Genomic DNA, 24959 nt, shown 5'->3' with positions numbered 1-24959 from the left:
CGCGCACGGTTTCGATTCTTCGCGAAAAACCGGCAGCGCGCGCCTACAGCGTGCCGTAGCTGTGCAATCCGCTCAGGAACATGTTCACGCCGAGGAACGCGAAGGTGGTCACCGCCAGGCCGACCAGGGCCCACCATGCGGCCACCGTTCCGCGCAGGCCCTTCACCAGCCGCATGTGCAGCCAGGCCGCATAGTTGAGCCAGACGATCAGCGCCCAGGTCTCCTTCGGGTCCCAGCTCCAGTAGCCGCCCCAGGCGTCGGCCGCCCACAGGGCACCGAGCACGGTGGCGATGGTGAAGAACGCGAAGCCGACCGTGATCGACTTGTACATCACGTCGTCGAGCACTTCGTTGGCGGGCAGCCTGGCCGCGATGCGCTTGCGGCCGAGCAGGATGCCCGCGGCGATGAGCGCCGAAATGCCCGCATACACCACCCAGTAGCTGCCGCCCGCCTCCTGCACCCGCTGGCGGAAGGCCACGGGCACGAAGCACAGCGCCGCGCCCAGGAGCCAGATCGGCGTGAGCCGGTACCAGCGCGTCTCGTTCGCCTGTTCCTTGATCAGATAGGCGAAGGCGACCATGGCAGCGAGGGCGAAGGTGCCGTAGCCGATGAAGTTGGCCGGCACGTGCAGCTTCATCCACCAGCTCTGCAGCGCAGGCACCAGCGGCTGGATCTCGTGCGCTTCGCGCACCAGCGTGTACCAGAGCAGAAAGCCCACCGCCGCGCTCACCACGAGCATCACGAAGGCGCCGAGCGAGCGCGTGCGGTAGCGCTCTTCGTAGTAGAGGTAGAACGCGGCCGTCAGCCAGCAGAACAGCACGAAGACCTCGTAGAGGTTGCTCACCGGGATGTGGCCGATGTCGGGGCCGAGCTGGTGGCTTTCGTACCAGCGCACCATGGTGCCGATCAGCGCCATGGTGATCGCGGCCCAGGTCAGTCGGGAACCGATCGCCTCGAGGGTGTCGCCCTGCTTGCCGCCGAAGAAGCCGAGCCAGTAGAACAGCGTGCCCATGAAGAACAGCACGCTCATCCAGAGGATGGCCGACTGGCTCGACAGGAAGTACTTGAGCCAGAACACCGACTCGGCCCGCGCCAGATCGCCCTGGTAGGAGACGATCGCCAGCACCGACGCCGCACCGACGACGATCGCCAGCACCCGCAGCGGCCGCCAGAACCAGCCGATGGCGATGATCGAGAGCATCGCGCCCGCGAGGATCGGCTTCTCGTAGTTGTCCATCGAGCCCGCATAGCGTGCGAACGCGAAGAGGCCGCCTGCCAGCACCAGCGCCGCGAACACCCAGTCGAACAGGCTGCGGCGCGAGAACCAGCTTTCGTGGAGCGTGAGGGTGGTGGTGTTCATGGGGAAGCCGGTCCTTCTGTCTTCAAGGCAAGCAGCCTGTGCTTGAGGTGCTCGAACTCGCGGTCGCTGTCGATGGTCTTGCGATTGACGGAGAAAGCCATCGTGGCGGCCGTGCTGTTGCTGTCTCCGGCAGCCGAGCCATCGGGTGTCAGCCACACCCAGAGGCGGCGCTCGCGCACGTACAGCATGGCAAAAATACCGATGATCAGCAACAGGCAGCCCAGATAGACCACGTTCTTGCCGGGCGCGCGCGCCACCTGGAAGACGCTGGCCTGCACCTGGGTGAAGTCGGTCATCATCATCGCGACCGGCGCCGGATAGAAGTAGGCATCGCTGATCGCCAGCACCGCCTGCGTCAGGAAGGACTGCGACTTGGGCTCGAGCGGCAGTGCGGCCAGCCCCGCGCCCTCGCGGCTCAGGTTGAGCACCTCGAACAGCACGTCGTTGAGGATGCGCACCAGCACTGCGCCGGCGCGCTCGCGCTCTGCCTCGGGCACGTTGGCTTCCATGAACTCGGCGATCGCCTGCCAGCCGCCGAGCGTGGTGGCGTCGGCCTTGGCGCGCTCGCTGCCGGCGAACAGCGCCAGGGCGCGCGCCGCCGAAACGCGCAGCTGCGCGGCCATGTCGGGGCGCTTGGGATCGGTGGCCTTCGCGATGTAGCGCTCGATGGCACGGGCGCGGGTGTCCGCATCGGCGAGCGCCGCGCGCATGCGCACGAAGCCCTCCATGGAACCCTGCTCGTCGGCCGGCACGCGCAGGTAGCGGAACGGCTGCTCGGGCTTTTCGCGCATGCCGAGCAGGAACACCGGCTGGCCGTCGCCGGTGTCGACCGGCACCATGTAGTTCTGGTACTCGCGCGCCTGGCCGGCGGCGTCGCGCAGCTTGTAGCCGATGCTCGGGCCGATGTTGCGCAGCACCTTCTGCTTGACCGTCTTGTTGGCGGCCCCGAGGCGCGATTCGATGTCGTGGCGCAGGTCGACCTTGCGCACGTCGGCGCCGCTGCCCAGGGCGCCCGCATCCGCGAAGTTCTCGACGTTGATGACCCGCAGCGCGGCGAATTCGAGCGAGAGCTTTTCCGTGCCGTTGGTGATCTCGGTGCTCGGGCCGCCGATGACGCCCTCGACCTCGAAGGGCTTGGCCGCCGCGGCCATCGGCACCGCCTTGAGCTTCACGCGGGAGCCGCCGTCGTCGAAGCTGGACTGGTAGATCTCGACGCCCTTGTAGCTGGCCGGGTGGTTGACCTCGATGCGCGCGGGCACCTGCTCGCCGGTCTCGCGGTCGTGCAGCACCACCTCGCTCGCGAACAGCTTGGGCATGCCGGTCGAGTAGTAGTCGACGATGAATTTCTTCAACTCGATCGAGAACGGCAGTTCCTGCAGCAGCACGCCGTCGGACTGCTGCAGGATCGCCACGCTGCCCTGCCCGCCCTCGGGCACCAGGATGTTGCCGCGGAAGGTCGGGTTGCGCGGCGAGAGCCGGTGTTCGGGCGGCACGTCCGCGATCATGCCGCCGCCCGTGAACACGCTCTTGCCGGCGAACCAGGTCTGTGCGCGCACCACCAGGTCGCCGTCGAGCAGGCCGCCGATGCAGACCAGCACGATCGCGCTGTGCGCGGCGATGTAGCCGAGCTTGTGGGCGCCGCCGGCACGCGCGGCCACCATCCAGCCCGTGCCGCCATGGCCGTCGGCGCCTTCGCGCTGCTGCAGCTTGACCTTCCATCCGCCGCTCACCAGGAGCTGGCCGATGCGGTTCGCGGCTTGCGCGGGCGCTTCGTCGAGCCGGGACTCGGCGCGCTGGCCGAAGGCCTTGAGGCTCTGGGCGCGGATGTCTTCCTTGAAGGTCTTCAGATCCACCATGATGCGCGGCGTGTTGCGCGCGATGCACAGCGTGGTGCTGACCACCAGGAACAGCAGGATCAGCAGGAACCACCAGGCGCTGTAGACCGAATCGAGCCGGGCCGCGCGGAACAGCTCGGCCCAGAACGGCCCGAACTGGTTGATGTAGTTGTTGATCGGCTCGTGCTGCTTGAGCACCGTGCCGATGATCGATGCGATGCAGATGACCGTCAGCAGCGCGATCGCGAACCGCATCGACGACAGCAGTTCCACCGCAGCGCGAAGCACTTGCGGGCCGCGATGGACGCGAAGGCCATGGGTGGAGACGGACATCGGGCGGCGAGAAGAAATAAGGAAGAGGAAAGCAAAAAGGCGGGCCATCCAGCTGGATCGGCCCGCCCTCTGTTTGGGTTTTTTATCGGCGGTTAGTTCACGCGGCGCATGCGCGCGGGCGCGGCGATGTCAGCGCAGGCCGGCGATGTAGTCGGCCACCGCCTTGATCTCGCGGTCGTTGAGCTTGGCCGCGACGTCGTTCATCGGCACGCTGTTCAGGCGCACCTTGTCGCGGAAGGCGACGAGCTGCGCCGTGGTGTAGTCGGCGTGCTGGCCGCCCAGGCGCGGGTACTGCGCGGGCATGCCGGCACCGTTGGGGCTGTGGCAGCCTGCGCAGGCCGGGATCTGGCGGTCGGCGATGCCGCCGCGGTAGATCCGCTCGCCCAGGGCCACGAGGTCCTTCTCCTTGGAGAAGCCGGTCTTGATCTTCTTGGAGCCCACGAACCAGGCGATGTCGCGCATGTCCTGGTCCGACAGCTTCGCGGCGAGCGGCTGCATGATGGGACTCTTGCGCTTGCCGGACTTGAAGTCCTGCAGCTGCTTGAGGATGTATTCGGGATGCTGCTGCGCCAGCTTGGGGTTGGCCGCGATGGCCGAGTTGCCGTCTGCGTTGTGGCAGGAAGCGCAGGCCTGGGCGGCCGAATTGAACACCGTGTCCCCCTTGGCGGGATCGGGCTTGGCCGGGGCGGCCGCGGCGGGAGCCGCCGTTGCGGCAGCCGGCTGGTCGGCCGCGAGGCTCGCGCTGGCTGCGACGCCCATGAGGGCTGCAAGCAGAAAATTGGCAAACAACTTCATATCGGGGGCTCGATTTATTGGCGCAAAACCCCGCGATTCTACAATGGCGGCCCGTTCCGAAAGCCCATTGATGACCAGTCCGTCGCGCAAGCCCGCCGCTCCTCCTTCCCGCGCGACCCCGGCCGTGGACCCGCTCGTCGCCGAGCGCGAGCGCACGGCGCTCGGGTGGCTGCACACCGCCCACTTCCTCACCAGCGCCCCGCAGCTCGAGCATCTGCCCCCGCTCGATCTGCCCGAGATCGCCTTCGTCGGACGCTCGAACGCCGGCAAGTCGACCGCGATCAACACGCTCACGCAGCAGACGCGGCTGGCCTTCGCCTCGAAGACGCCGGGCCGCACGCAGCACATCAACCTCTTCGGCGTCGGCAAGCAGAAGGCCGACGACGCGGTGCTGGCCGACCTGCCGGGCTACGGCTACGCCGCGGTGCCGCGCGAAGCCAAGCTGCGCTGGCAGCGCGTGATGGGCAACTACCTGATGACGCGCGAGAACCTGCGCGGCGTGGTGCTGATGTGCGACCCGCGCCACGGGCTCACCGAACTGGACGAGATCCTGCTCGACGTGATCCGCCCGCGCGTGGAACAGGGACTCAAGTTCCTGGTGCTGCTGACCAAGGCCGACAAGCTCACGCGCAGCGAAGGGGCCAAGGTGCTGTCCATCACGCGACTGCAGGCGGGCGGCGGGGAGGTCAAACTGTTCTCCGCGCTCAAGAAGCAGGGCGTGGGCGAAGCCGCCGAGCTGCTGTGGCGCTGGGCGCACCCCACCGACACGCCGCAGGCAACGCCCGGGGACGCGGAAGGCAGCTAGCCCACGACAGGCTTCGCCCGCTTTCTTCGCGCTTCGCTCTCGAAACCGTAGCAACAAGAGACAGGCAAGCATGATCGAAACCTTCCAGCGCCAGCTGCCCAACGGCACCACCCTGAGCTGCCGCGCGGCCGGCACGGCCGGCCGCCCCTTGATGGTGTTCCTGCACGGCTTTCCGGAGGCCGCCTTCATCTGGGACGGACTGCTCGCGCATTTCGCCGACCCGGCGCATGGCGGCTACCGCTGCATCGCGCCGAACCTGCGCGGCTTCGAGCGATCGAGCGCACCCGCCGACGTGGCCCAGTACAAGGCCCACCTGCTGATCCAGGACATCCAGCAGCTGGCGGCCACCGAAAGCAGCGACGGCACCATCGCCGCGCTGGTCGCGCACGACTGGGGCGGCGCCTTCGGCTGGGGCTATGCGAACGCGTTCCCGCAGCAGATCGGCAGGCTGGTGATCATCAATTCGCCGCATCCGGGCACCTTCGCGCGCGAGCTGCGCGACAACCCGGCGCAGCAGCAAGCCAGCGCCTACATGAACTTCCTCGCGCGCCCCGACGCGGAGGCGCTGCTCTCGGCCGACGATTTCAGGCGCATGTGGCCCTTCTTCCTGGGGATGAAGGCCGGCCCCGACGGCCACGGCTGGCTCACCGAAGACGTGAAGCAGCAGTACCGCGAGGTCTGGGGCGCGGGCCTGACCGGCGGCTGCAACCTCTACCGGGTGACGCCGCTCAAGCCGCCGCCGCCGGGCCAGGACGCGAACACCATCCCGGTGCCGCCGCGCGAGCGGCTGATGGTGAATGTGCCGACGCTGGTGCTGTGGGCGCTCGACGATGCGGCGCTGCTGCCGGGCCTGCTCGAAGGCCTGGACGACTACGTGCCCGATCTGGTGGTCAAGAAGGTGCCCGATGCCACGCACTGGATCGTGCACGAGCAGCCGCAGCGCGTGGCCGCGGAGATCGAGGCCTTCCTGCACCGCCGTTGAAGCGGCCTCGGTCTCAGTAGATCGACGCCTCGCCCTCGGGCCGGGTCTTGAAGCGCCGGTGCACCCAGTAGTACTGCGAGGGCATCGCATCGATGTAGCCCTGCAGCCGCATGTTCATCAGCGCCGTGTCCGCCTCGACGTCATCGGTCGGGAAGTTCTGCCAGGCCGGCAGCACCTCGATCTCGTAGCCCTCGCGCGTGAGCTTGGAGACGATCGGCACCACCTTCGCCTTGCCCAGCCGCGCGAAGCGCGACAGCGACGGCACGGTCGCCGCCTGCACGCCGTAGAACGGCACGAATATGGTCTGGTCGCGCCCGAAGTCCATGTCCGGCAGCAGGTACAGCAGGCCGCCCTTGCGCAGGCCCGCGAGCACCGGCTTGATGCCGTCGACGCGATTGAGCGCGGCCACGTTGCCGAAGCGCGTGCGGCCCTTGCGGATCCACTCGTCGACCATCGGGTCGCGCTGCGTCGTGTAGATGGTGGCGGAGGGCCGGGCCGTGTGCATGGTCAGCGCGGTGGCGGCGGCGTCGAGTCCGTAGAAGTGCGGCGCGAACAGGATCATCGGCGCCTCGCCGTCGGCGATCTCGCGGATCTCCGGCGCGGCGCCCACCACCTTGAGACGGCTGGCGACCACGCTTTCGGGCGCATGCCAGAGCCAGCTGCGATCGAGCCAGGACTGCGCCACGTAGACGAAGGTCTGGCGCGCGATGGCGCGGCGCTCGGCCTCGGACTTTCGCGGAAAGCAGACCGCCAGGTTGCGGTCCACCACGCGCCGCCGCGGCACTGCGAGCGTGTGCAGCACCCGCCCCATCAGCGCGCCGAAGCCGCGCACCAGCGGCAGCGGCAGCGGCGCGATCGCGCGCATGAAGCCGATGCCGAGTCGTGATCCGAGGCTCATGGTGCTTCTCCCGCGACCGCGGCCGTCACGCGTTCGGCGCGCGGCTCCTTGTAGCGCGCGTAGTCCCACACGTACTGCCCGGGCAGGCTGCGGATCAGGCGGCCGATAGCGTCGTTCATCGCCGCCGCCGCTTCCTCGACCGAGGCCTTCGGATCGGTCAGCGCGGTGCCGACGATCGGCTCGAAGCGGATCACGTAGCCCTGGCCGCGCGGCAGACGCTCGCACACGCTCAGAAAGCAGGCCGCGCCGGTCTGCTGCGCCAGGCGCGGCAGCAGCGTCATGGTGTAGGCCGGGCGTCCCAGGAACGGCGCCCACACGCCCTGCCCCAGCGGCGGCACCTGGTCGGGCAGGATGCCGGTGTAGCCGCCGCCGCGCAGCGTGCGGATCAGCCCGCGCACGCCGGTGTTGTTGGTCGGCAGCGTCTGCAGGCCAGGCCGGTCGCGCGAGCCGGCGGCGATCAGCTCGGCCATCCATTTCTTGCGTGCGGGGCGGAAGAGCGCGGTGATCGGGCCGAAGGTCTGCAGAAAGCGCTCGCCGATGGCCTGGCCGCACATCTCCCAGCTGCCGAGGTGCGGCGCCACGAGGATCACGCCCTTCTTGGCGCGCATGGCTTCCTCGAAGGCTTCGACGCCTTCCCAGCGCACCACGCGCGACAGCACGGTCTCGCCCTGCGGGCGCAGCCACAGCCAGGGCAGTTCCGAAACCATGTGGCCGGCGGCGGCGATGGCGGGGCGGTAGTCGTCCGGCGAGATGCCGGCGCTTTCGGCGTTGGCCCGGAAGCGCCGGCGGTAGTCCGGCGCGCAGAACCAGACCAGCCAGCCCAGCAAGGCCCCGAGTCGATGCATCAGGGGCATCGGCACGCGGGCGAGCAGGCGAAACAGGGTGATCATCAACAGGCGGAATGGGGAGTCAAAAATGAGACGCGCGCGCATGGTATTGCGCGGCTCGAATAGAATGCAAATTGTCGCCGAGTTACGGAACAACTTGCAGGGCGACAAACACAGGCGTCAACAGGCGATTGTGCCCCGTCGATTCATCGACATCTGCTAAAGCGTTCGCCAGGGCTCCGCAGAGTTGGCAACGCGCCAAGTCACTTCAGGAGTTTTGAAATCATGGCGAACGACTTTCTCTTCACGTCCGAATCGGTTTCCGAAGGCCACCCCGACAAGGTCGCCGACCAGATCTCCGACGCCATCCTCGATGCGATCTTCGAACAGGATCCGCGCAGCCGCGTGGCCGCCGAGACGCTGACCAACACCGGCCTGGTGGTGCTCGCGGGCGAAATCACCACCAACGCGCACGTCGACTACATCCAGGTCGCGCGCGACACCATCAAGCGCATCGGCTACGACAACACCGAGTACGGCATCGACTACAAGGGCTGCGCGGTGATGGTCTGCTACGACAAGCAGTCCAACGACATCGCCCAGGGCGTCGATCACGCGAGCGACGACCACCTGAACACCGGCGCCGGTGACCAGGGCCTGATGTTCGGCTACGCCTGCGACGAGACCCCCGAGCTGATGCCCGCGCCGATCTACTACGCGCACCGCCTGGTCGAGCGCCAGGCCCAGCTGCGCAAGGACGGCCGCCTGCCCTTCCTGCGCCCCGATGCCAAGAGCCAGGTCACGATGCGCTACGTCGACGGCAAGCCGCACTCGATCGACACCGTGGTGCTCTCCACCCAGCACAGCCCCGACCAGAGCGAGACGCCGACCAAGATGAAGGCCTCGTTCAACGAAGCGATCATCGAGGAGATCATCAAGCCGGTGCTGCCCAAGGAATGGCTGCAGAACACGCGCTACCTGATCAACCCCACCGGCCGCTTCGTCATCGGCGGCCCGCAGGGCGACTGCGGCCTCACGGGCCGCAAGATCATCGTCGACACCTACGGCGGCGCCTGCCCGCACGGCGGCGGCGCGTTCTCGGGCAAGGACCCGTCGAAGGTCGACCGCTCGGCCGCCTATGCCGCGCGCTACGTGGCGAAGAACATCGTGGCCGCCGGCCTCGCGCGCCAGTGCCAGATCCAGGTCGCCTATGCGATCGGCGTGGCGCAGCCGATGAACATCACGGTCTACACCGAAGGCACGGGCGTGATCCCCGACGAGAAGATCGCCGAACTCGTGCGCGAGTACTTCGACCTGCGCCCGAAGGGCATCATCCAGATGCTCGACCTGCTGCGCCCGATCTACCAGAAGACCGCCGCCTACGGCCACTTCGGCCGCGAGGAGCCCGAGTTCACCTGGGAAGCGACGACGCAGGCCGCGGCACTGCGCGCGGCGGCCGGCCTCAAGTAATCATCGAGGCTCCGGCGGTGGGCCTTCAGAAGCGGTATGCGCCGCTCAGGCCCACCGTCCAGTTGCGGCCCGGCGCGGGTTCGTAATAGCGCGCATTGCCTTCGTTGACGATGACCGAGCCGACGTAGCGCCGGTCGAACAGGTTGTCGACGCGCGCGAAGGCGTTGAATTCCCAACGCTCCCATTTCCTCAGATAGCCGGCGTACAGCGCCGCCACCGCGTAGCCGGGCGCGCTCGCGGTGTTGGCATCGTTCGCCTGGATGCGGCCGAGCGCGCGCATCTCCACGCCGGCGCGCCAGCCCTCGGGCGGCACCCAGCCCAGCGAGGCGAAGAGCGACTGCCGCGCGATGCCGGGAATGCGGTTGCCGGCCGCGATCTGGTTCGACGCCGCGCACGGCGACGGCGAGCAGAAGCCCTCGCGGTAGCGCGCATCGAGCCATGTATAGGCCACCTGCGTGCGCCAGTGATCGGCCGTTTCATGCTGCCAGGCGAGCTCGAAGCCGTTGCGCCGCGTGCGGCCCGCGTTCTGGAAGGTGGAGCGGCCGCCGGTATTCGTGTCGGTCACGATCTCGTCGCGCGTGCGGGTCTGGAACAGCGCCGCCGTCAGCAGGCCGCCGCCGAGCCGGGCCTTGGCGCCGATCTCGAGGCTGTCGTTCACCGCAGGGCGCAGGGCGAAGTTGAGGCCGCTGGCGCCGCCCGCGCGGTACGAGAGCTCGTTGAGCGTCGGCGTCTCGAAGCCGCGCCCGACCGATCCGTACAACGCCAGGTCGGCGGTCGCCTGGTAGCGCAGCGAGGCCACCGGCAGCGTCTTGCCATAGCGTGCGCTGCCGCTGTCGTCGCGGTTGGCGCCCACGATGTAGCGGTCGCGCGAATCGAAGTGCACGCTGCTGCGGCGCACGCCGGCTTCGAGCGTCCAGCGCTCGGCGAAGCGCCAGGTCGCCTGCGCATACGGGTCGAGGTTCCAGACCTCGTTGCGCTCGTTGCGCCGAAGCCGCCCCTGCACGCCGAGCAGCGCCGCCGACACCGGGCCGAGGTAGTTCTCGTAGCCGCGGCGCTGTTCGCGCAAGCTGTCGTAGCCCAGGCCCGCGACCACGTCGAAGGGCTGGCCGGCGAGCGTCCAGGCCGCTTTCCAGCGCAGGTCGATGCCGCTGTACTGCCGCGAGAGGTCGATCACGCCGCCCGCATGCAACGGGGTCTGCTGCGCCGAGGGCGGAATCGACTGGTACTGCGTGGTCTTGCGCTCGCCGCCGTAGACCATCAGGCGCAGCCCCTGATCGGCGCCGAGGCGGCGTTCGTAGAGCAGGCCGAGCTGGACCTGGTCGACCGTCTTGCGCGTGTCGTATTGCGTGGCGAGCGGCGCACCGCGCGGCGCGAGCGCGTACTGGCTCGCGGTCAGGCCGAGCGGGTCCTGCGCATCGATGCGCACGCTGTTCAGCACGAGCGTGAGCCGGTCGCCGTTGTCGAGCGCGATGCCGAGCTTCCCGTTCACCAGGTCGCGCCGTGCCGCGCTGTGCTCGCGCCAGCCGTCGGTGTGGAAGCGGCTGGCGCCGATCAGGTAGTCGACCGCGCCCTGCGCACCGCTGGCCTGCAGCGACTGGCGCCAGGTGCCGAAGCTGCCGAGCGCGGCCGAATAGGACAGCCGCGGCGGCCCTTCGCCCGAGGCGGTGAAGGCCTGCAGCACACCGCCCGACGAATTGCCGTAGAGCGCCGAGAACGGCCCGCGCAGGATCTCGACCCGATCGACCGAGCCGATGTCGATGTTCGAGGTCTGGCCCTGCCCGTCGGGCAGCGTGGCCGGAATGCCATCGACGTAGAGCCGCACGCCGCGCACGCCGAAAGTCGAGCGCGCGCCGAAGCCGCGGATCGACAGCTGCAGGTCCTGCGCGTAGTTCATGCGGTTCTGCACCTGCAGGCCCGGCACGCCGCCCAGGCTTTCGGACAGATTGACCTGCAGCCGGTTCTCGCGCATTTCCGCGCCGTCGATGCGGTCGACCGAGCCCGGCACGCTGAACGGTGCCACCTCGCCACGCGGCGTGGACACGGTGACTTCGGGCAGGCTGCCGCGCTCGGCGGGTTGGGCGGCCGTGCCGGACGCAAGGCCGAGCAGAAGCCAGGGCGCGGCCGCGGCGGGAAGAGCGAAGGCGGGATTCATCGCGCCGATTCTGCTTCGGCGCGCACCGACTCACGCCAGTGAGAACCCGGTCCGCTGGAGATCAGCCCTTCTTGCCCCAGCCGAACCAGGCGCACACGGCGACCGGAATGCCGAGCGCGAACCAGGCCAGCACGTCACCCGCGCCGCCCTCGCTGAACAGCGCCGAGACCAGGCCCACCGCCGTGAGCACGCCCAGTGCGATCGGCCAGCCCCACATGCGCCGGAACGACTGCGGATGCCGCTGGTGCTTCATGCCTGCACCTTCATCGCCGCGGCCGGTTCGGGGGAACGCCCATCGGCGCCCGCCGCCGTGGGCGGGTCCTGCGCAGGCACCGTGCGGCCTCGCTTGAGCCAGAGGTAGAGCCCGCTGCCCAGCACGATGATGGTCGCGATGTCGAGCAGCGCCCAGATGATCTGCATCGGCATGCCGCCGTAGTCGCCGAAGTGCAGCGGCTGCGAGACCAGCAGTGCGGTCAGGTACCAGGGCATGTCGGGCGCCGCCGTGACCTGCGCGGTCTTGGCGTCGACCAGCACCGGCTTCAGCAGCTTCGAGGTCAGGGGCTCGCTGCCGCGCATGAAGAAGGTGGTGTGGTGCGGGCTCGAGAACGCGGTGCCCGGAAAGGCGATGAACGAAAGCTTCATGCCGGGCGTCTGCTGTACGGCGGCTTCCATCGAGCGCTGCACCGAGGCGCGCTCGGCCGCGCGAACCACCGGCTCGTTCTTGTAGGGCGCGAGCAGCGTGCTGAGCTGGTCGTACTGCCAGTACTTGATGAGCAGGTCGGCCCAGGTGTTGATCATGCCGGTGGCGCCGACCACGAAGACCCACACCAGCGTGACGATGCCGAGCAGGTTGTGCAGGTCGAGCCATTTCAGGCGCGGCCGCTTCTCGCGGCGCACGGTGCCGAAGTCGAGCTTGCGCATGAAGGGCGCGTAGAGCACCACGCCGGAGACGACCGCCACCAGCAGCAGCAGCCCCATGAACCCGAGGAAGAGCTTGCCCGCGAGACCTGCGAACAGGTCGACGTGCAGCTTGAACATCACGTACATGAAGCCCTCGTCGAACTTCGGCTGCGCGAGCACGGCGCCGGTCCGCGCATCGACGGCCACGCTCTTGAAGTCCTCCGTGGGCTCGGGCGTGGGCGTGAGCGTGACCAGCCACAGGCCGTCGTCGTCCTCGGGCTGGGACACGAACTGCACGATGCGGTCGGGGTGCTTGGCACGCGCGACCTCGAGCACGCGGTCGAGGCTGACGCGCGGCGTGTCGGCCGGCATCTTCGGCGCCTCGACCTCGGTGCCCAGCAGATGCCCGATCTCGTGGTGGAAGATCAGCGGCAGGCCGGTGATGCACAGCAGCAGCATGAACACGGTGCACACCAGGCTGCTCCACTTGTGCACCCAGGCCCAGGTCTTGATCTTCCGGCTGTTCATGTCGCTGCTGTCCTCGTCGAAGGTAGAACGTTAGAAACGGTAGGTCGCGCTCGCCACGATGTTGCGGCGTGCACCATACCAGCAGTCGCCGCGCGAGAGGCAGGTGCTGAAGTACTTCTTGTCCGTCACGTTGTTGATGTTGAGCGCGTAGCGCCAGCGGGCGCTGTCGTAGGCGAACACCAGGTCTGCCAGCGCAATGCCCGGGATGCGCGGACCGACGCCGGATTGCATGTCGCGGAAAGAACTCATCACGCGCAGGCCGGCACCGGCCGAGAACCCGCTGATGCCACCGAGCGAAAAGCGGTACTTGGCCCACACGCTCGCCTGATGCTGGGGGAGGCCTTCGATCTGCGCGTCCGCATCGGTGTAGTTGTAGTGGGCGACCAGATCGAGGTTCGGCCCGATCGAACCCTTGGCTTCGAGTTCCACGCCCTTGGTCTTCGTCAGACCGCGCTGCGAGAACACGTTGGGCTGCTCCTCCACGATCTGGTTCTTCTCGCGCAGGTCGTAGACAGCGGCGCTGAAGGCCACGGCACGGTCCTTCGGCTCGTACTTGACGCCGACCTCCCACTGCTCGCCGCGCAGCGGCGTGAAGATGCGGCCCTGGCGCGGCGACTGCGGCGTGAACGACTCGCTGTAGCTCACGTACGGCGACCAGCCCGACGGCAGCGCATACATCACGCCCAGGCGCTTGGTGGTGGCGCTGCTCTTCTCGTTCTCGCTGCCCACGGCGCTCGACACCGCGCGGTCATGACGCAGGCCCGCGACGAAGATCCAGTTGTCGAGCTTGATCTGGTCCTGCAGATAGACGCCGGTCTGGCGCTGGCGGGTGCGGGGCCGCGCGGCACGCTCGGGCTCGTCGACATGGCCGTAGACCGGCGCATAGACGTCGATGGTGTCCGCGGTGGTGCCGCCCCAGACGTTTTCGCGCTGCCGCGCGAAGTCCGCGCCGACCAGCAGCGTGTGCTTGAGGGCGCCGGTCTGGAAATGGCCCTCGACGTGGTTGTCGAGCGTCTGCGTGCGGTTGAGGGTCAGCTGGCTGTCGTAGTAGCGGCTCAGCACGCGCTTGAAGATCGGGTCGGTCGCGTCCCAGCTTTCGGCACCGGCGAAGGCGCCGCCATAGTGGTAGCGGTTGTCGTTTTCGTTCTGGGCGTAGCGGAAGTTCTGGCGCACGGTCCAGTTCGCGTTGAACTTGTGCTCGAACTGCCAGCCGAAGGTCTTGCGTTCGCTGTCGTAGTAGTCGCCTGGCTCGCCGATGAAGCGGCTGCTCGGAATGCGCCCGTTCGGATTGGGCAGCAAGGTGCCCGCCCACGGCAGGAACTGCGAGCTGCTGCCGCTCTTGTCCTTCTGCCAGAGGCCCTGCAGGGTCAGCGAAGTGGCTGCGCTGGGGCGCCAGGTCAGCGATGGCGCGATGAGGCTGCGGTCGTCGGGCACGTAGTCCACCTGCGTGTCCGACTTGCGCTGCAGCGCGATCAGCCGGTACGAAAGGCTGCCGTCGGCGTTCAGCGGCCCGGTCAGATCGGCCTGGATCTGCTTGCGGCCGAAGCTGCCGAACTGCACGCCCACTTCGCGCTGCGTCTCCTGCAGCGGGCGCTTGCTGACCATGTTGATCACGCCCGCCGCCGTGCCCGCACCGAACAGCATGCCCGAGGGGCCGCGCAGCACTTCGAGTCGTTCGAGCGTGTAGGGTTCGGTGCGCGTCGTGCTGGTGTAGTAGCCGTAGGCCTGGCGCAGGCCGTCGAGATAGATGTCGGGATAGGCGCCGCGCACCCGCATCGAGTCGGTGCGCGAGTCCACGCCATAGGCGTCGGAGCGCACGCCGGCGGCGTAGTTGAGCGCCTCCTGCAGGCTCGTGGCGCCCTGGTCCACCATCTGGTCGCGCGTGACCACGGTCACCGACTGCGGGGTTTCGGCCAGCGGCGTGTCGGTCTTGGTCGCCGTCGCGGCATTCCTGGCGCGGTAGCCGATGACCGGCGACGTGGCCGTTTCGGCCTCGGCGTTCGCATCGACCCGCACCTCCGGCAGCGAGCCGGTCGCTCCGGGCTGCTGCGCCACCGCGTGCTGCTGCACATAGATGGCCATGCAGCCCGCCAGAACCGATGCGACCTTGCGCCCCGCCATGAACCTCGTCATTCCTGCTCCACTCCAAAACTTACTAAGAACGATTCGCATTCTAATAGTTATAAAGTCTCACTTGTTGCGAATTCCCCGAAAGCGCCGGGGATGTTGATGCATTGCTAAGGATCGGGCCGCGACGCAAAGCGGCTACGATTCCCCGCGGCCCATGCCTGCACATCGGCCGATTCCATGCTCCAGCTCCTTGGTTCTTCGTTTCGCCTCGTGCTGCGCGGCCTGGCAGCCTGGGGCGTGGCGTGGCTGCTCGCCGGCTGCGCGGGTCTGCCGCCGCGCACGCCGGAGCCGCCGACGCTCTCGATCGCGGCCTCGCCCGCGACCCCCATCGGGCGTGCGGCAGCCCGTCTGAACGCCGGACCGGACACCGCCCAGTCCAGCGTGCGCCCGCTGGTGGAAGCCGCCTTCGCGCTCGATGCGCGGCTGGAGCTGGTGCGGCAGGCGCAAGCGTCGCTCGACGTGCAGACCTACCAGCTCGGCAACGACAAGACCGGCCGCCTGCTGTTGCGCGAACTGCGCGACGCCGCGCGCCGGGGCGTGCGGGTGCGGCTGCTGGTGGACGACTTCTACACCGCGGGCATGGACCGCCTGCTGCTGGCGCTGGCCGCGGAGCCGAACGCGGAAGTCCGCCTGTTCAATCCGTTCGTGAATGCACGCGACCACTCGGCCACGCGGTGGATGGAGTTCTTCGGCGACTTCCGCCGCCTCAACCACCGCATGCACAACAAGCTCTTCGTCGCCGACGGGGCGATGGCGATCGCCGGTGGCCGGAACCTGGCCGACGAGTATTTCCTGCGCGCGGAAGGCGCCAACTTCATCGACTTCGAACTGCTCATGGCGGGACCGGTGGTGCCCGAAGCGGCACGCATCTTCGACACCTACTGGAACAGCGACGTGGTCTACCCGGTCGCGCAGGTCGCGAGCGCGGGCGGCGTGGGCGTGGAAGCGCTCAAGGCCGAGTTCGACGCCGCCACAGCATCCGACCGGGCGCCGCCGCCGCCCGCCCTGCCGGGCACCGACCTGCTCGGCGATCCGCCGCTGGGCGCGCAGCTCGCCGACCTCGGCCGCGTCAAATGGATGCGCGCCGAAGCCCATGCCGCAGCCGACAGCCCGCACAAGGCGCTCGGCATCGGCTCGACCGACGAGACACTGGCGGCCCGCTTCCATCAGATGACCGCGAGCGCACGCTCGGACGTGGTGGTGATCTCGCCCTACTTCATTCCCGGCGAGGAGGGCATGGCGCGCATCCGCGAGGGTCGCGCGCGCGGCGTGCGCATCAGCGTGGTGACCAATTCGCTGGCCGACAGCGACGAGCCGCTGGTCAACATCAACTACAACCGCTACCGGGTCGACATGCTGAAGCTCGGCGTGAACCTGTACGAAGTCAGCACCCGGCAGCTCAAGCGCAACCGCCAGATCCGCGACCTGCTCAAGAAGGCCCGCGGCCGGCTCCATGCCAAGCTCGCACTGGTCGACCGCGAATGGGTGCTGCTCGGTTCGATGAACCTCGATCCCCGCTCCGCACGGCTGAACACCGAGTTCGGCGTCCGCGTGAGAAGCTTCGAACTCGCGCAGGCCCTGCTCTATGCCTATCAGCTCGACGACATCGAAGGTGTCTATCGCGTCGTGCTCATGCCCGACGGCCAGACCGTGCAATGGATCGGCACGGGCGACGTGGACAACGAGGTGCTCGACAGCGAGCCCGACTCCAGCTTGCTCACGCGACTGCAGCTGCTGCTGTTCTCGTGGTTCGTGCCGACGGACCAGCTGTAGCGCAGAGCGCCGTGCCCATCACGTCGGCGAAGGCGACCAGTACGGCGCCATCGCCGGCATCTGCGACGACGAGGAGCCGTCGAGCCGGTAGCCCGAACCCCAGACCGCGCGCAGTTCCCAGCCGTTCGCAGGCAGTTTCAGGGCGCGGCGCAGCACGGAAACGCAGGTGTCCAGCATGCGCGACTTCCCATCCCATGCCTTGGCCCAGACCGCAGTCCACAGCAGATCGCGGCCCAGCGTGCAGCCTTCGTTGGAGAAGAGCTCGACGGCAAGGTCGAACTCGTCGGGCCGCAGTTGCACGCGCTTGCCGCCGAATTCGACCGTGTTGCTCGACATCATGAAGCGATAGCCGCCCCACTCGCGCTCGAGCGGGGGCATCGGCCCCGGGAAGTTGCTCAGGAAGAGCCGCAGGATGCTGAAGAGCTCGCTGAACGAGGAGGGCTTGACGATGAAATCGTCGTTGGCACCCTGCCGCAGCGCGCTCACGTCGTCGAACTGGTTCCTGGGCACCAGGCACAGCATCGGCACGTTCGCGTCGACCAGATGGCGGGCTTCGCGAACCAGTCCGATGGAAGAGAGGCTGTCGCTCTCGCCCGTCAGGAGCAACCCCTTGAAGCCTTCGGAACCGCCGCGGCTCGATGCGCTTGCCCCGCTGCCGGAAAGAACCACCGCCTCATACCCGAATCGGCGAACGATCCGCCTGACGGCCTCACGCGTGCGGCCTTCCTGGCCCAGGATCGCAATGCGCCCGAACGAAGCACCTCCTCTGTCGTCACTCTCCATCAATGTCCTTTCTGTTCGCCGTGGACCTCGAGGTCCCTCCGGCGATCGGGTTGCAAATAAGGCAATCAATGCCCCCGTTCCTTCGGTTCGCTGACGCGCCGCGCCGACAGCCAGGCGCCGCAATCGGCCGGCAGCCAGTGGAAGCTCTGGCCCTTGTAGTTCTTGTCGAAGATGACCTTGAACTGGCAGGTGCTCGCAGTCCCGCCCGGCTTGCGCAAATGGAAGATGTAGTCCCATTCGCGAACGCCCGCCATCCCCTCGCTGAAATGCGGGGGGCCGATCAGTGCGTAGAGCTGATCTTTCGTGATCCCCGGTCCCACGGCACGCAGGTTGTCGAGGTTGGGGTACACGCCGTCCTTGCGCCAGGCGTCCTTGTCCGGGTCCGGAAAGACCACCTGGGCCGCCCGGCCGTCGTCGGTGATGCCTTTGCTGGGCGAACTGCAACCCTGCAGAGCCAGCAACGCCGCAGCGCCGAACGCGGCGGCCAGAGACAGAGACGGTCGAAGTCGTTTCGTCATGACGCGTGTTCCTGTGGAACCCTGCTCACCAATGGAAGCCGGCGCCCGCCGACACGCCGACCTTGCCGCGCGAGTTGGCCGAGCCGCTGAACTTCACGATCCAGCGCCCGCTTTCCGACAGCTTGGACACGCCGATCGCGAGGGCGGCCTGACCGTCATACCCCGCAGCGGCGACCGCCAGCATGCTCTTGCCCGGGATGTGGGCCTGCGGCATGCCAGCCATCGCCATCGCGCCGGCGGTGCCTGCGCTTGCATCCTTGGCATTGCTCTTGATTTCGTCGCGCAACTGGCCGGCCCGGGCGTCGGTGTACGCCGACGAGGCGGCCGTCGCTTGGTTGACCTGGTTGACGGTGGCGGCATCCGAGGCCGCCACGCCGTCGGCCAGGTTGTGGATCGCCGTTCCACCGGCGCCCTGCAGGGTCATGCTGTTGTGGTTCACGGTGCCGTCGGCGTTGGTGTCGTACTTCACTGCCTGGTTCTGCACCGCCTGCAACTGGCGCACGTTGACCGCATCGGTCGCCTGCGTGCCGCCGGCCACATTGGTGATCTGCCGCTCGCTGCCCGCACTGCCCACCGACAGCGCGCCCTGCGTGGAATTGACCGCTTCGCCGGAGAACAGCTCGCGCTGGCCGGCCATGCCGCCGCGGTCCGCCGTTGCGCCGTTGCCGAGGGCGATCCCGTTGGCGGCCGCTGCAATCGCGCCCGCGCCCAGCGCAACGCTGCCCGCCCCATTGGCCTGCGCGCCGCTGCCACCGGCAAGGGAACCGGCACCCAGCGCGATGGCCTGCGGCCCGAACGCCACGCTTTCCGCGCCTGCGGCCTGGGAGTCCGCGGTGGCGGAGTTGGCGTGGAAGTACTTGATGCCCGCCCCGCCCACGGTGATGTTGTTGATCGCCTGGTTGGTCGCGTAGAGCTGGCTGCCGTTGACTGCATCGGTGCTCGTCGCACTGAGCGCGCCCGCCGCCACGTTGGTGACCTGGCGTTCGGCGCCTTCGCTGCCCACGCTCACCACGCCGACCGGTGCGGCCCCCGCGAACTGGTAGGTCGTGCCCAGGATCGTGGCGCTCGCCGTCGGCGTCGCAACGCCCGTCGTCGAGCCGTTGCCCAGCGCGACGCTGTTGGCGGTGGCGGCCTGCGCGCCCGAGCCCACGGCGACGCTGTTGTTGCCCGTCACCGAGGCGCCGGAACCCACCGCGGTGCTCGCCGTGCCGCTGGCGCTGGGCGCGACGTACTGCGCATCGGACTGCGAACCGCTGACCCACTTGTTCGATCCGCCCGCCGAAACGGAATTGGCGACCGCCTGCAACTGCGCCACGTTGACCGCATCGCTGGCGGCCGTACCTGCCGCCACGCCGGTGATCTGCCGCAGCACGCCGTTTGCCACGTCGCCCACCGACACCGCACCCTGCGTGCTGAGCGTCGCCATGATCGCGGCCTGCTGCGCCGCGCCGGCCGACGGCGGCACATAGCCGGCAACGCCTGCCGCGGTGCTGGCCACCGAGCCCGAACCCAGCGCGACCGAACCGGCGGCCAGAGCGTTGGCGTTGAAGCCCAGCGCGCTGGCCTCGGACGCGGCGGCCCTCGCGTTCACGCCCGCCGCGAGACTGTTCGCGCCCTCGGCACCGTCGTTGGCATAGTTGCCGCCCTGGACCTTGTTGTCGTTGACGCTGTAGTAGCGCGTGGTGCTCGTCGCCACCGTGGTGGCGAGGTTCTCCACGGCCGAATTGGTGGCGAACAGCTGGCTGCCGTTGACTGCGTCGGTGCTGGTGCTGCTGAGGGTGCCCGCCGCCACGTTCGTGACCTTCCTGCCGGCCGCATCGATGCCGCCGGTCGTGAGGCTCGGGCCGCTGCCGCCGCCGGTGGTCACGCCCGTGGCGTTGACCACGGTGCCCCCCGTACCGCCCACGCTCACGCTGTTGCCGATGCTCAGGTCGTCGGAGAGACCGAAGGTGACGCTGTTGCTGTCGGCCGGCTTGGTGATGCGGATGTTGCCGTCGGTGTTGTTCAGGTCGACGCTGTTGCCGGTCGGGCTGGTCGACCCGACGTTGGTTGCGTTCGCGCCCTGCGCGCTGATGTTCCAGCCCGCGCCCGCGACGCTGCTCACCGCGGCCAACTGGCTGCCGTTGACCGCATCGGTGCTGGTGCTGCTCACGGCGCCCGCGGCCACGTTGGTGATCTTGGTGCCGGCCGCATCGATGCCGCTCGCGCTCAGGCTGGGCCCGGTGCTGCCCACCTGGAAGCTCTGCGCCGTCACGCCGCCCGAGAACGTGGGATTGCTCACCACGCCATACGTGATGGTGTTGCCGTTGCGCGTGACGGTGGTGTTGCTGCCGGCCGCGAAGTTGGCCGTCTCGCCCGGGCCGATGTTGTCGCTGGTGGCACCGCCATCGGCGCTCAGGTTCCAGCCCGAGCCGGCGGCCTCGACCGCGGACTTGACGGTGTTGTAGTTGGTGCCGTTGATGTTGTAGGTCGGGCCCGTGAGCGTGCCCGTGGCAGCGTCGTAGGTAGCGCCGGTGCCCAGGCTGCTCGCCACCGTATCGCCCAACTTGCTGATGGTCTGGTTGCTCGTGAACAGCTGGCTGCCGTTGACGGCATCCGTGCTGGTGCTGCTCACCGTGCCCGCGGCCACGTTCGTGATCTTGGTGCCGGCCGCATCGATGCCGGTGGCGCTCAGGCTCGGCCCGGTACTGCCCACCTGGAAGCTCTGGGCCGTCACGCCGCCCGAGAACGTGGGGTTGCTCACCACGCCGTAGGTGATGGTGTTGCCGTTGCGCGTGACGGTGGTGTTGCTGCCGGCCGCGAAGTTGGCCGTTTCGCCGGGGCCGATGTTGTCGCTGGTAGTGCCGCCGTCGGCACTCAGGTTCCAGCCCGAGCCCGCGGCTTCGACCGCTGACTTGACGGTGTTGTAGTTGGCGCCGTTGATGTTGTAGGTCGGGCCCGTGAGCGTGCCCGTGGCAGCGTCGTAGGTGGCGCCGGTGCCCAGATGGCTGGCCGTTCCGGCGCCGAGGGTGTCGACGCGCGTATCGACGGCGGTGATTTCTTCGTTGGCCGCAAACAACTGGCTGCCGTTGACGGCATCGGTGCTCGCCGCGCTCAGTCGGCCCGCTGCGAGGTTGGTGACCGTGCGCTCGCTGCCGGCGCTGCCGACGCTCACCGTACTGCCCGGGGTGGCGCCGGCGAAGTTGTGGGTGACGCCCGCGATGGCTGCGCTCGCGGTTCCCACGGGTGCCGCAGTGACGGAGGACGCGCCGAGCGCGACCGCATTGGTATGACTGGCGTTTGCAAAAGGCCCCAGCGCGAGTGCGAGGCTTCCGTGAGATATTGCATTCCGCCCTATCGCCACGGCGTTGGCGCTGCCCGCATCCGCCCAGGCGCCCAATGCCATCGAGAAGTCTCCCGTTGACGATGAATCTCGTCCCCATGCAATGGTGCTGTTCCCCGACGCCAGTGCGTTGAAGCCGAAAGCAATGGCTTTGTGGTTGGTGAGCGCGCGTGCGTTGTCACCGATGGCGATGGAGCCGTACACCTCCGTCGTGGCCCCGCGGCCGAGGGCAATCTGGCTGCCCGAGCCAGACGTGGACACGATGCCCGTGGTGGCGCCCGTGCCGATCGCGATGTTGTTGATCGCATTGCCGTTGGTCGGAATGAAGGCAGCGCTACCGATGGCAATGGACGAGTTCGCGCCCGCCGCGGAGCCGGGGCCGATGGCAACGGCGTTGCCGGCATTGGCGGTGCTGAAGGCGCCGATCGCCGTCGCGTTCGCGCTGTTCGCCAAGGCGCTGTGGCCCAGCGCGGTGCTGCTTTCTCCGGTCGCCTGCGAGAGCTGGCCGAACGCTGACGCGTTGGCGGCGCTCGCACGGGCGTCCGATCCCACCACCACCGAACGGTCGCCCGTGGCGTTGGCGCGCCGTCCCACCGCGATCGAGTCCTGACCCGTCGCGTTCGACTGATCGCCGACCGCGACGCTGGCGTTCTGCGCGTTGGCGCCACTGCCACCGCCGATGGCGATGGACAAGGCGCCCGATGTCGCGGGCGCCGTGCCGCCGGTGCCCGTGGCGGTGCCGTTGCCGATCTGGTCGATCTGGATCGAGGTTCCTGCGTGCGACAGACCCGTACCCAAGGCCGCGAGGCCCAGAACCGAACCCGCGACGAGCTGTCGGCTCGCCGAACGCGAGGAGCGGCTCGCCTTGCCCCTGGCGTGGGTGCTCTCGGCGACGGCGACCCATGCGCCGAGAACTTCGTTCCAAATGCTGCGGTACGTTTTGTTCATTTACAAAAACCTCGGACTTGGACAGATCACAGTAATTTTGAAACTGCCCACGGGAACCAAAACGCTCTTTTCGCAAAGGTCACCTATCGTTTCCCCTGACAGTGTCCAAGCGCATTCGAGTACTTTAGTAATTAAAAAAATTTGCCAATAGGAATAATCGGAAGCCGCGATGTGAGTTGTGCGCACGAAGCGGCAGCACTACACAGTTGTCTCTTCGCATTTGTAACTACGCGCCATGTCCTCGCTTCGGGACCACAGATGTGCGGCCCCGCAACGCGTGTGCGATGAATGAATGAATGAAGGTGTCCCGACGAGGCGATCGGGCGAATGCGACGACGAACCCGCCCGGGCCTTCGGCGGCGGGCGGTTCAGCAACTGCTCAGCGCGAGGGGCCTACGTCCCGGCTTCGGCTTTCTGCGCCTGGGCAAACGCGCCCGGCGAGCAGCCGTATTTCTTGCGGAACACAAGGCCGAAATAAGCGGGGTCCGAGAATCCACAGCGATACGCGACCTGGGCGATCGGCATGCTGGCGCCGGCGGCGGGACGCAGCAGGCGACGGGCCGCTTCAAGACGTTCCTGCTGCAGCGCGTCCCTGAAGGTCACGCCCCGTCCGGCACTCGCGAACACCTTGTGCACATACCGGGTCGACAGGTTGAAATGCGCCGCCATCTTGGCGGCCGTGACTTCCGCATCGGCATAGTTGTCGCGAATCCAGTCGCACATGTGCGCGTGCATGGCGCGGTCCCGCGGCGGCACGGCATCGGTGTCCAGGCTCGGCACCCCCGTCTGGGCGAGCGAGAACGACAGCATCGACATGATGTGCTCGGCCACGAACTCGCGTTGGAACTTGCCGCCTTCCAGCTGCACCTGCCGGATGTCGAGCGAGCGGATGTAGCTCGACAGCACGCCGGACCATCCCTCGCTGCCGTCGAGCCGCAACGCGATCGCGTCCTGCGCGTTCGGCAGCCAGCGTGTGATCAGGGAGGTCGCGAGACCGATGATCCAGGCATCGTTCCCCTGGGACGACCGCAGGCGCATGGCCTCGTTGGAGTCGAGCAGCGTCATGTCGCCGTCCTGGAGCGTGGCGACGCGCCCGCATTGCTCGACGACGGTCGGCCCCGGCGACATTTTCAGCAGCAGATGAAAAGGGTACATCTGGCCTTCCTCGGGCACGCTCGCCGCCGGCCGGTAGATGTCCACCGCATCGCCTTGGGAACGCAGGAAGGCGAGCCCGTCGGGATCGACCAGGACCAGCTTCAGGTTGACCGGGCTTGGCGGCGCGTCGTTGTGCTGCCAGGTGACGGCCTTCTCCTCCAGCGCTTCCGTGCGCGCAGCCAGTTCCCCGCGCTTCCGGGGCCGCCCCGGAGCCTGAGGGGGGAAAAAAGTGCTCACTGGCTTCGTCGCTGGGGTTTGATTAACAATTTTCACAACCTAGAGTTCGGCAAGCAACTCGAGAAGTTATAAGGGTTAACCCTTATTTTTGGACGCAATGGGGGCCGGCGGAGCCTTGATCGCCTCCCCGCCGCGCCGCAGAAAAGTCCCGGGAGAGCACCCGTAGGCCTTGCGGAACACCAGACCGAAATAGGCGGGATCGGAGAAGCCGCACCGTTCGGCGATCTGGGCGATGAATGTGCGGGAGACCCGGGCCGTACGGAGCATGCGCACCGCCGCCTCGAGCCGCTCGTGCTTGAGCACGTCGTGGAAGGTACTCCCCCGCCCGGCTTCCGCGAACACCTTGTGCACATGGCGCACGGAGACGTTGAACTGCCGCGCCAGCTTGGTCGCGTTGATGTCCGGATTGCTGTAGTTGTCGCGGATCCAGCCGCACATGCGGGCGTGCAGCATGCGGTCGCGCTCGGAAACGCCATTGCCCACGGACATCGGGAAGCCGTGCTGCGCGAGCGCGAAGCAAAGCATCGAGAGGATGTGCTCGCCGACGATCTCCTCCTCGAACGGGCTCTCGATGCGCTCTAGCAACCCCGCCGTGAGGCTGCGCAGGTACACCGACAAGGTGCTCGCCCAGCCGGTGCCCCGGGCCAGCCGCAAAGCCACGACATCCTGCGCGAACGGAAGCCAGCGCGCCACCAGCGCTTCTGGAAAACCCACCGCGAGAAGGTCGGTCGCCGGCTCCGTCATCAGGCGGAAATCCTCGCGCGCATCCAGCAGCACCATGTCGCCCTGCCCGATCCTTGCTTCCCTGCCCTGGGTGAGCATGGTGGCGCCCTGGCCGAGTTGCATCAGCAGTTGCACGGGGCGCAGTGCAGCGTCCTGCAGTTCGCCACCGCGCGCGCGCGAATAGATCGCGCTTCCCTGCAGGCGAAGAAAGCGGATGGCGCCAAGATCCACCTGGGTGAGGGTCTGCTCGAATGCGCCGTCGCCGGACGGCGCCAGTCCGGCATAGCCCAGCAGCCGGCTGAACCTGCGTGACCATTCGGCAAACCGTCGTTCGGGCGGCAGATCCTGCGTGCCGAAATGCTGCACGCGCGGCGGAGAACGGGGGATCGTGGAGGCGGGGCGGCCGGGCATGGAGAGGTGCTACGAGCCCAACCTCTGCAGCGTTCCGGCTGCGGCGTACCTGGAGGAACGAATCAGCGACCCGA

At 68.0% G+C, this 24959-nt stretch carries 19 protein-coding genes; 5 read left to right on the top strand and 14 right to left on the bottom strand.

Annotation, left to right across the window (positions count from 1 at the left end):
• Positions 1 to 43: 43 nt before the first annotated feature.
• From ccsB to M2165_RS14600, 3 genes are all read right to left on the bottom strand, one after another.
• Positions 44 to 1360 carry a c-type cytochrome biogenesis protein CcsB gene (ccsB, locus tag M2165_RS14610; RefSeq protein WP_280815331.1) on the bottom strand — a complete coding sequence of 439 codons (1317 nt, stop codon included), beginning with the start codon at positions 1358 to 1360 and terminating at the stop codon, positions 44 to 46.
• Positions 1357 to 3528, bottom strand: coding sequence for a cytochrome c biogenesis protein ResB (locus tag M2165_RS14605; RefSeq protein ID WP_280815330.1), 2172 nt, complete (start codon positions 3526 to 3528; stop codon positions 1357 to 1359). The genes ccsB and M2165_RS14605 overlap by 4 nt, the downstream gene beginning before the upstream one ends.
• A 129-nt stretch (positions 3529 to 3657) precedes the next feature.
• Positions 3658 to 4323, bottom strand: coding sequence for a c-type cytochrome (locus M2165_RS14600; RefSeq protein WP_280815329.1), 666 nt, complete (start codon positions 4321 to 4323; stop codon positions 3658 to 3660).
• Between the two features lie 70 nt (positions 4324 to 4393).
• Here M2165_RS14600 and yihA point away from each other — a divergent pair, with 70 nt between their 5' ends.
• Positions 4394 to 5128 carry a ribosome biogenesis GTP-binding protein YihA/YsxC gene (gene yihA, locus M2165_RS14595; RefSeq protein ID WP_280815328.1) on the top strand — a complete coding sequence of 245 codons (735 nt, stop codon included), beginning with the start codon at positions 4394 to 4396 and terminating at the stop codon, positions 5126 to 5128.
• A 70-nt stretch (positions 5129 to 5198) separates the two neighbouring features.
• A complete protein-coding gene (locus M2165_RS14590; RefSeq protein ID WP_280815327.1) occupies positions 5199 to 6110 on the top strand; it encodes an alpha/beta fold hydrolase in 912 nt (303 codons plus the stop codon).
• A gap of 13 nt (positions 6111 to 6123) precedes the next feature.
• Here M2165_RS14590 and M2165_RS14585 read toward each other — a convergent pair whose 3' ends face one another.
• On the bottom strand, positions 6124 to 7008 hold the full coding sequence (locus M2165_RS14585; RefSeq protein WP_280815326.1) for a lipid A biosynthesis acyltransferase: 885 nt from the start codon (positions 7006 to 7008) through the stop codon (positions 6124 to 6126).
• Complete coding sequence (locus M2165_RS14580) at positions 7005 to 7898, bottom strand: lysophospholipid acyltransferase family protein (protein ID WP_280815325.1); 894 nt, start codon at positions 7896 to 7898, stop codon at positions 7005 to 7007. The genes M2165_RS14585 and M2165_RS14580 overlap by 4 nt, the downstream gene beginning before the upstream one ends.
• Positions 7899 to 8120: 222 nt before the next feature.
• Here M2165_RS14580 and metK point away from each other — a divergent pair, with 222 nt between their 5' ends.
• The gene (metK, locus tag M2165_RS14575; RefSeq protein WP_280815324.1) at positions 8121 to 9305 is read left to right on the top strand and encodes a methionine adenosyltransferase; all 1185 of its coding nucleotides are present in this window, start codon (positions 8121 to 8123) and stop codon (positions 9303 to 9305) included.
• Between the two features lie 25 nt (positions 9306 to 9330).
• On the opposite strand, the gene M2165_RS14570 is transcribed toward metK, so the two are convergent.
• The 4 genes from M2165_RS14570 to M2165_RS14555 form a co-directional block, all read right to left on the bottom strand.
• Positions 9331 to 11412 carry a TonB-dependent receptor gene (locus tag M2165_RS14570; RefSeq protein ID WP_348541061.1) on the bottom strand — a complete coding sequence of 694 codons (2082 nt, stop codon included), beginning with the start codon at positions 11410 to 11412 and terminating at the stop codon, positions 9331 to 9333.
• A 106-nt stretch (positions 11413 to 11518) separates the two neighbouring features.
• A complete protein-coding gene (locus tag M2165_RS14565) occupies positions 11519 to 11710 on the bottom strand; it encodes a hypothetical protein (protein ID WP_280815322.1) in 192 nt (63 codons plus the stop codon).
• Positions 11707 to 12885 carry a PepSY domain-containing protein gene (locus tag M2165_RS14560; protein WP_280815321.1) on the bottom strand — a complete coding sequence of 393 codons (1179 nt, stop codon included), beginning with the start codon at positions 12883 to 12885 and terminating at the stop codon, positions 11707 to 11709. The genes M2165_RS14565 and M2165_RS14560 overlap by 4 nt, the downstream gene beginning before the upstream one ends.
• Before the next feature lie 30 nt (positions 12886 to 12915).
• Complete coding sequence (locus M2165_RS14555) at positions 12916 to 15018, bottom strand: TonB-dependent siderophore receptor (protein ID WP_280815320.1); 2103 nt, start codon at positions 15016 to 15018, stop codon at positions 12916 to 12918.
• Between the two features lie 174 nt (positions 15019 to 15192).
• Here M2165_RS14555 and M2165_RS14550 point away from each other — a divergent pair, with 174 nt between their 5' ends.
• On the top strand, positions 15193 to 16788 hold the full coding sequence (locus M2165_RS14550) for a phospholipase D family protein (protein WP_280815319.1): 1596 nt from the start codon (positions 15193 to 15195) through the stop codon (positions 16786 to 16788).
• An 18-nt stretch (positions 16789 to 16806) separates the two neighbouring features.
• Here M2165_RS14550 and M2165_RS14545 read toward each other — a convergent pair whose 3' ends face one another.
• From M2165_RS14545 to M2165_RS14535, 3 genes are all read right to left on the bottom strand, one after another.
• Positions 16807 to 17394 (bottom strand): winged helix-turn-helix domain-containing protein, encoded by a 588-nt coding sequence (locus tag M2165_RS14545; protein ID WP_280815318.1) that lies wholly within the window; start codon positions 17392 to 17394, stop codon positions 16807 to 16809.
• A gap of 242 nt (positions 17395 to 17636) precedes the next feature.
• Entirely contained in the window at positions 17637 to 18089 is a 453-nt protein-coding gene (locus M2165_RS14540; protein ID WP_280815317.1) for an outer membrane protein assembly factor BamE, read from the bottom strand.
• A gap of 25 nt (positions 18090 to 18114) precedes the next feature.
• Positions 18115 to 21312, bottom strand: a complete 3198-nt coding sequence (locus M2165_RS14535; RefSeq protein WP_280815316.1) for a YadA family autotransporter adhesin — start codon at positions 21310 to 21312, stop codon at positions 18115 to 18117.
• Positions 21313 to 21436: 124 nt separating this feature from the next.
• On the opposite strand from M2165_RS14535, the gene M2165_RS14530 reads away from it, so the two are divergent.
• Entirely contained in the window at positions 21437 to 22021 is a 585-nt protein-coding gene (locus tag M2165_RS14530; RefSeq protein WP_280815315.1) for a hypothetical protein, read from the top strand.
• Between the two features lie 731 nt (positions 22022 to 22752).
• On the opposite strand, the gene M2165_RS14525 is transcribed toward M2165_RS14530, so the two are convergent.
• Both M2165_RS14525 and M2165_RS14520 read right to left on the bottom strand, forming a co-directional pair.
• On the bottom strand, positions 22753 to 23751 hold the full coding sequence (locus tag M2165_RS14525; protein WP_280815314.1) for an AraC family transcriptional regulator: 999 nt from the start codon (positions 23749 to 23751) through the stop codon (positions 22753 to 22755).
• 75 nt (positions 23752 to 23826) lie between these two features.
• The gene (locus M2165_RS14520) at positions 23827 to 24885 is read right to left on the bottom strand and encodes an AraC family transcriptional regulator (RefSeq protein ID WP_280815313.1); all 1059 of its coding nucleotides are present in this window, start codon (positions 24883 to 24885) and stop codon (positions 23827 to 23829) included.
• Positions 24886 to 24959 lie beyond the last annotated feature (74 nt).

Origin of the sequence: Variovorax sp. TBS-050B (assembly GCF_029893635.1) — a bacterium.
Classification (GTDB): Bacteria; Pseudomonadota; Gammaproteobacteria; order Burkholderiales; family Burkholderiaceae_C; genus Variovorax.
This window is presented reverse-complemented; position numbering and strand designations above follow the sequence as displayed.

Excerpts from the sequence above, each read along its gene's own strand:
- M2165_RS14520 (WP_280815313.1), bottom strand. The coding sequence starts at position 24,885 with ATGCCCGGCCGCCCCGCCTCCACGATCCCCCGTTCTCCGCCGCGCGTG.
- M2165_RS14550 (WP_280815319.1), top strand. The coding sequence starts at position 15,193 with ATGCTCCAGCTCCTTGGTTCTTCGTTTCGCCTCGTGCTGCGCGGCCTG.
- M2165_RS14585 (WP_280815326.1), bottom strand. The coding sequence starts at position 7,008 with ATGAGCCTCGGATCACGACTCGGCATCGGCTTCATGCGCGCGATCGCG.
- M2165_RS14580 (WP_280815325.1), bottom strand. The coding sequence starts at position 7,898 with ATGATCACCCTGTTTCGCCTGCTCGCCCGCGTGCCGATGCCCCTGATG.
- ccsB (WP_280815331.1), bottom strand. The coding sequence starts at position 1,360 with ATGAACACCACCACCCTCACGCTCCACGAAAGCTGGTTCTCGCGCCGC.
- M2165_RS14590 (WP_280815327.1), top strand. The coding sequence starts at position 5,199 with ATGATCGAAACCTTCCAGCGCCAGCTGCCCAACGGCACCACCCTGAGC.
- yihA (WP_280815328.1), top strand. The coding sequence starts at position 4,394 with ATGACCAGTCCGTCGCGCAAGCCCGCCGCTCCTCCTTCCCGCGCGACC.
- M2165_RS14600 (WP_280815329.1), bottom strand. The coding sequence starts at position 4,323 with ATGAAGTTGTTTGCCAATTTTCTGCTTGCAGCCCTCATGGGCGTCGCA.
- M2165_RS14555 (WP_280815320.1), bottom strand. The coding sequence starts at position 15,018 with ATGACGAGGTTCATGGCGGGGCGCAAGGTCGCATCGGTTCTGGCGGGC.
- M2165_RS14560 (WP_280815321.1), bottom strand. The coding sequence starts at position 12,885 with ATGAACAGCCGGAAGATCAAGACCTGGGCCTGGGTGCACAAGTGGAGC.
- metK (WP_280815324.1), top strand. The coding sequence starts at position 8,121 with ATGGCGAACGACTTTCTCTTCACGTCCGAATCGGTTTCCGAAGGCCAC.
- M2165_RS14605 (WP_280815330.1), bottom strand. The coding sequence starts at position 3,528 with ATGTCCGTCTCCACCCATGGCCTTCGCGTCCATCGCGGCCCGCAAGTG.
- M2165_RS14540 (WP_280815317.1), bottom strand. The coding sequence starts at position 18,089 with ATGACGAAACGACTTCGACCGTCTCTGTCTCTGGCCGCCGCGTTCGGC.
- M2165_RS14565 (WP_280815322.1), bottom strand. The coding sequence starts at position 11,710 with ATGAAGCACCAGCGGCATCCGCAGTCGTTCCGGCGCATGTGGGGCTGG.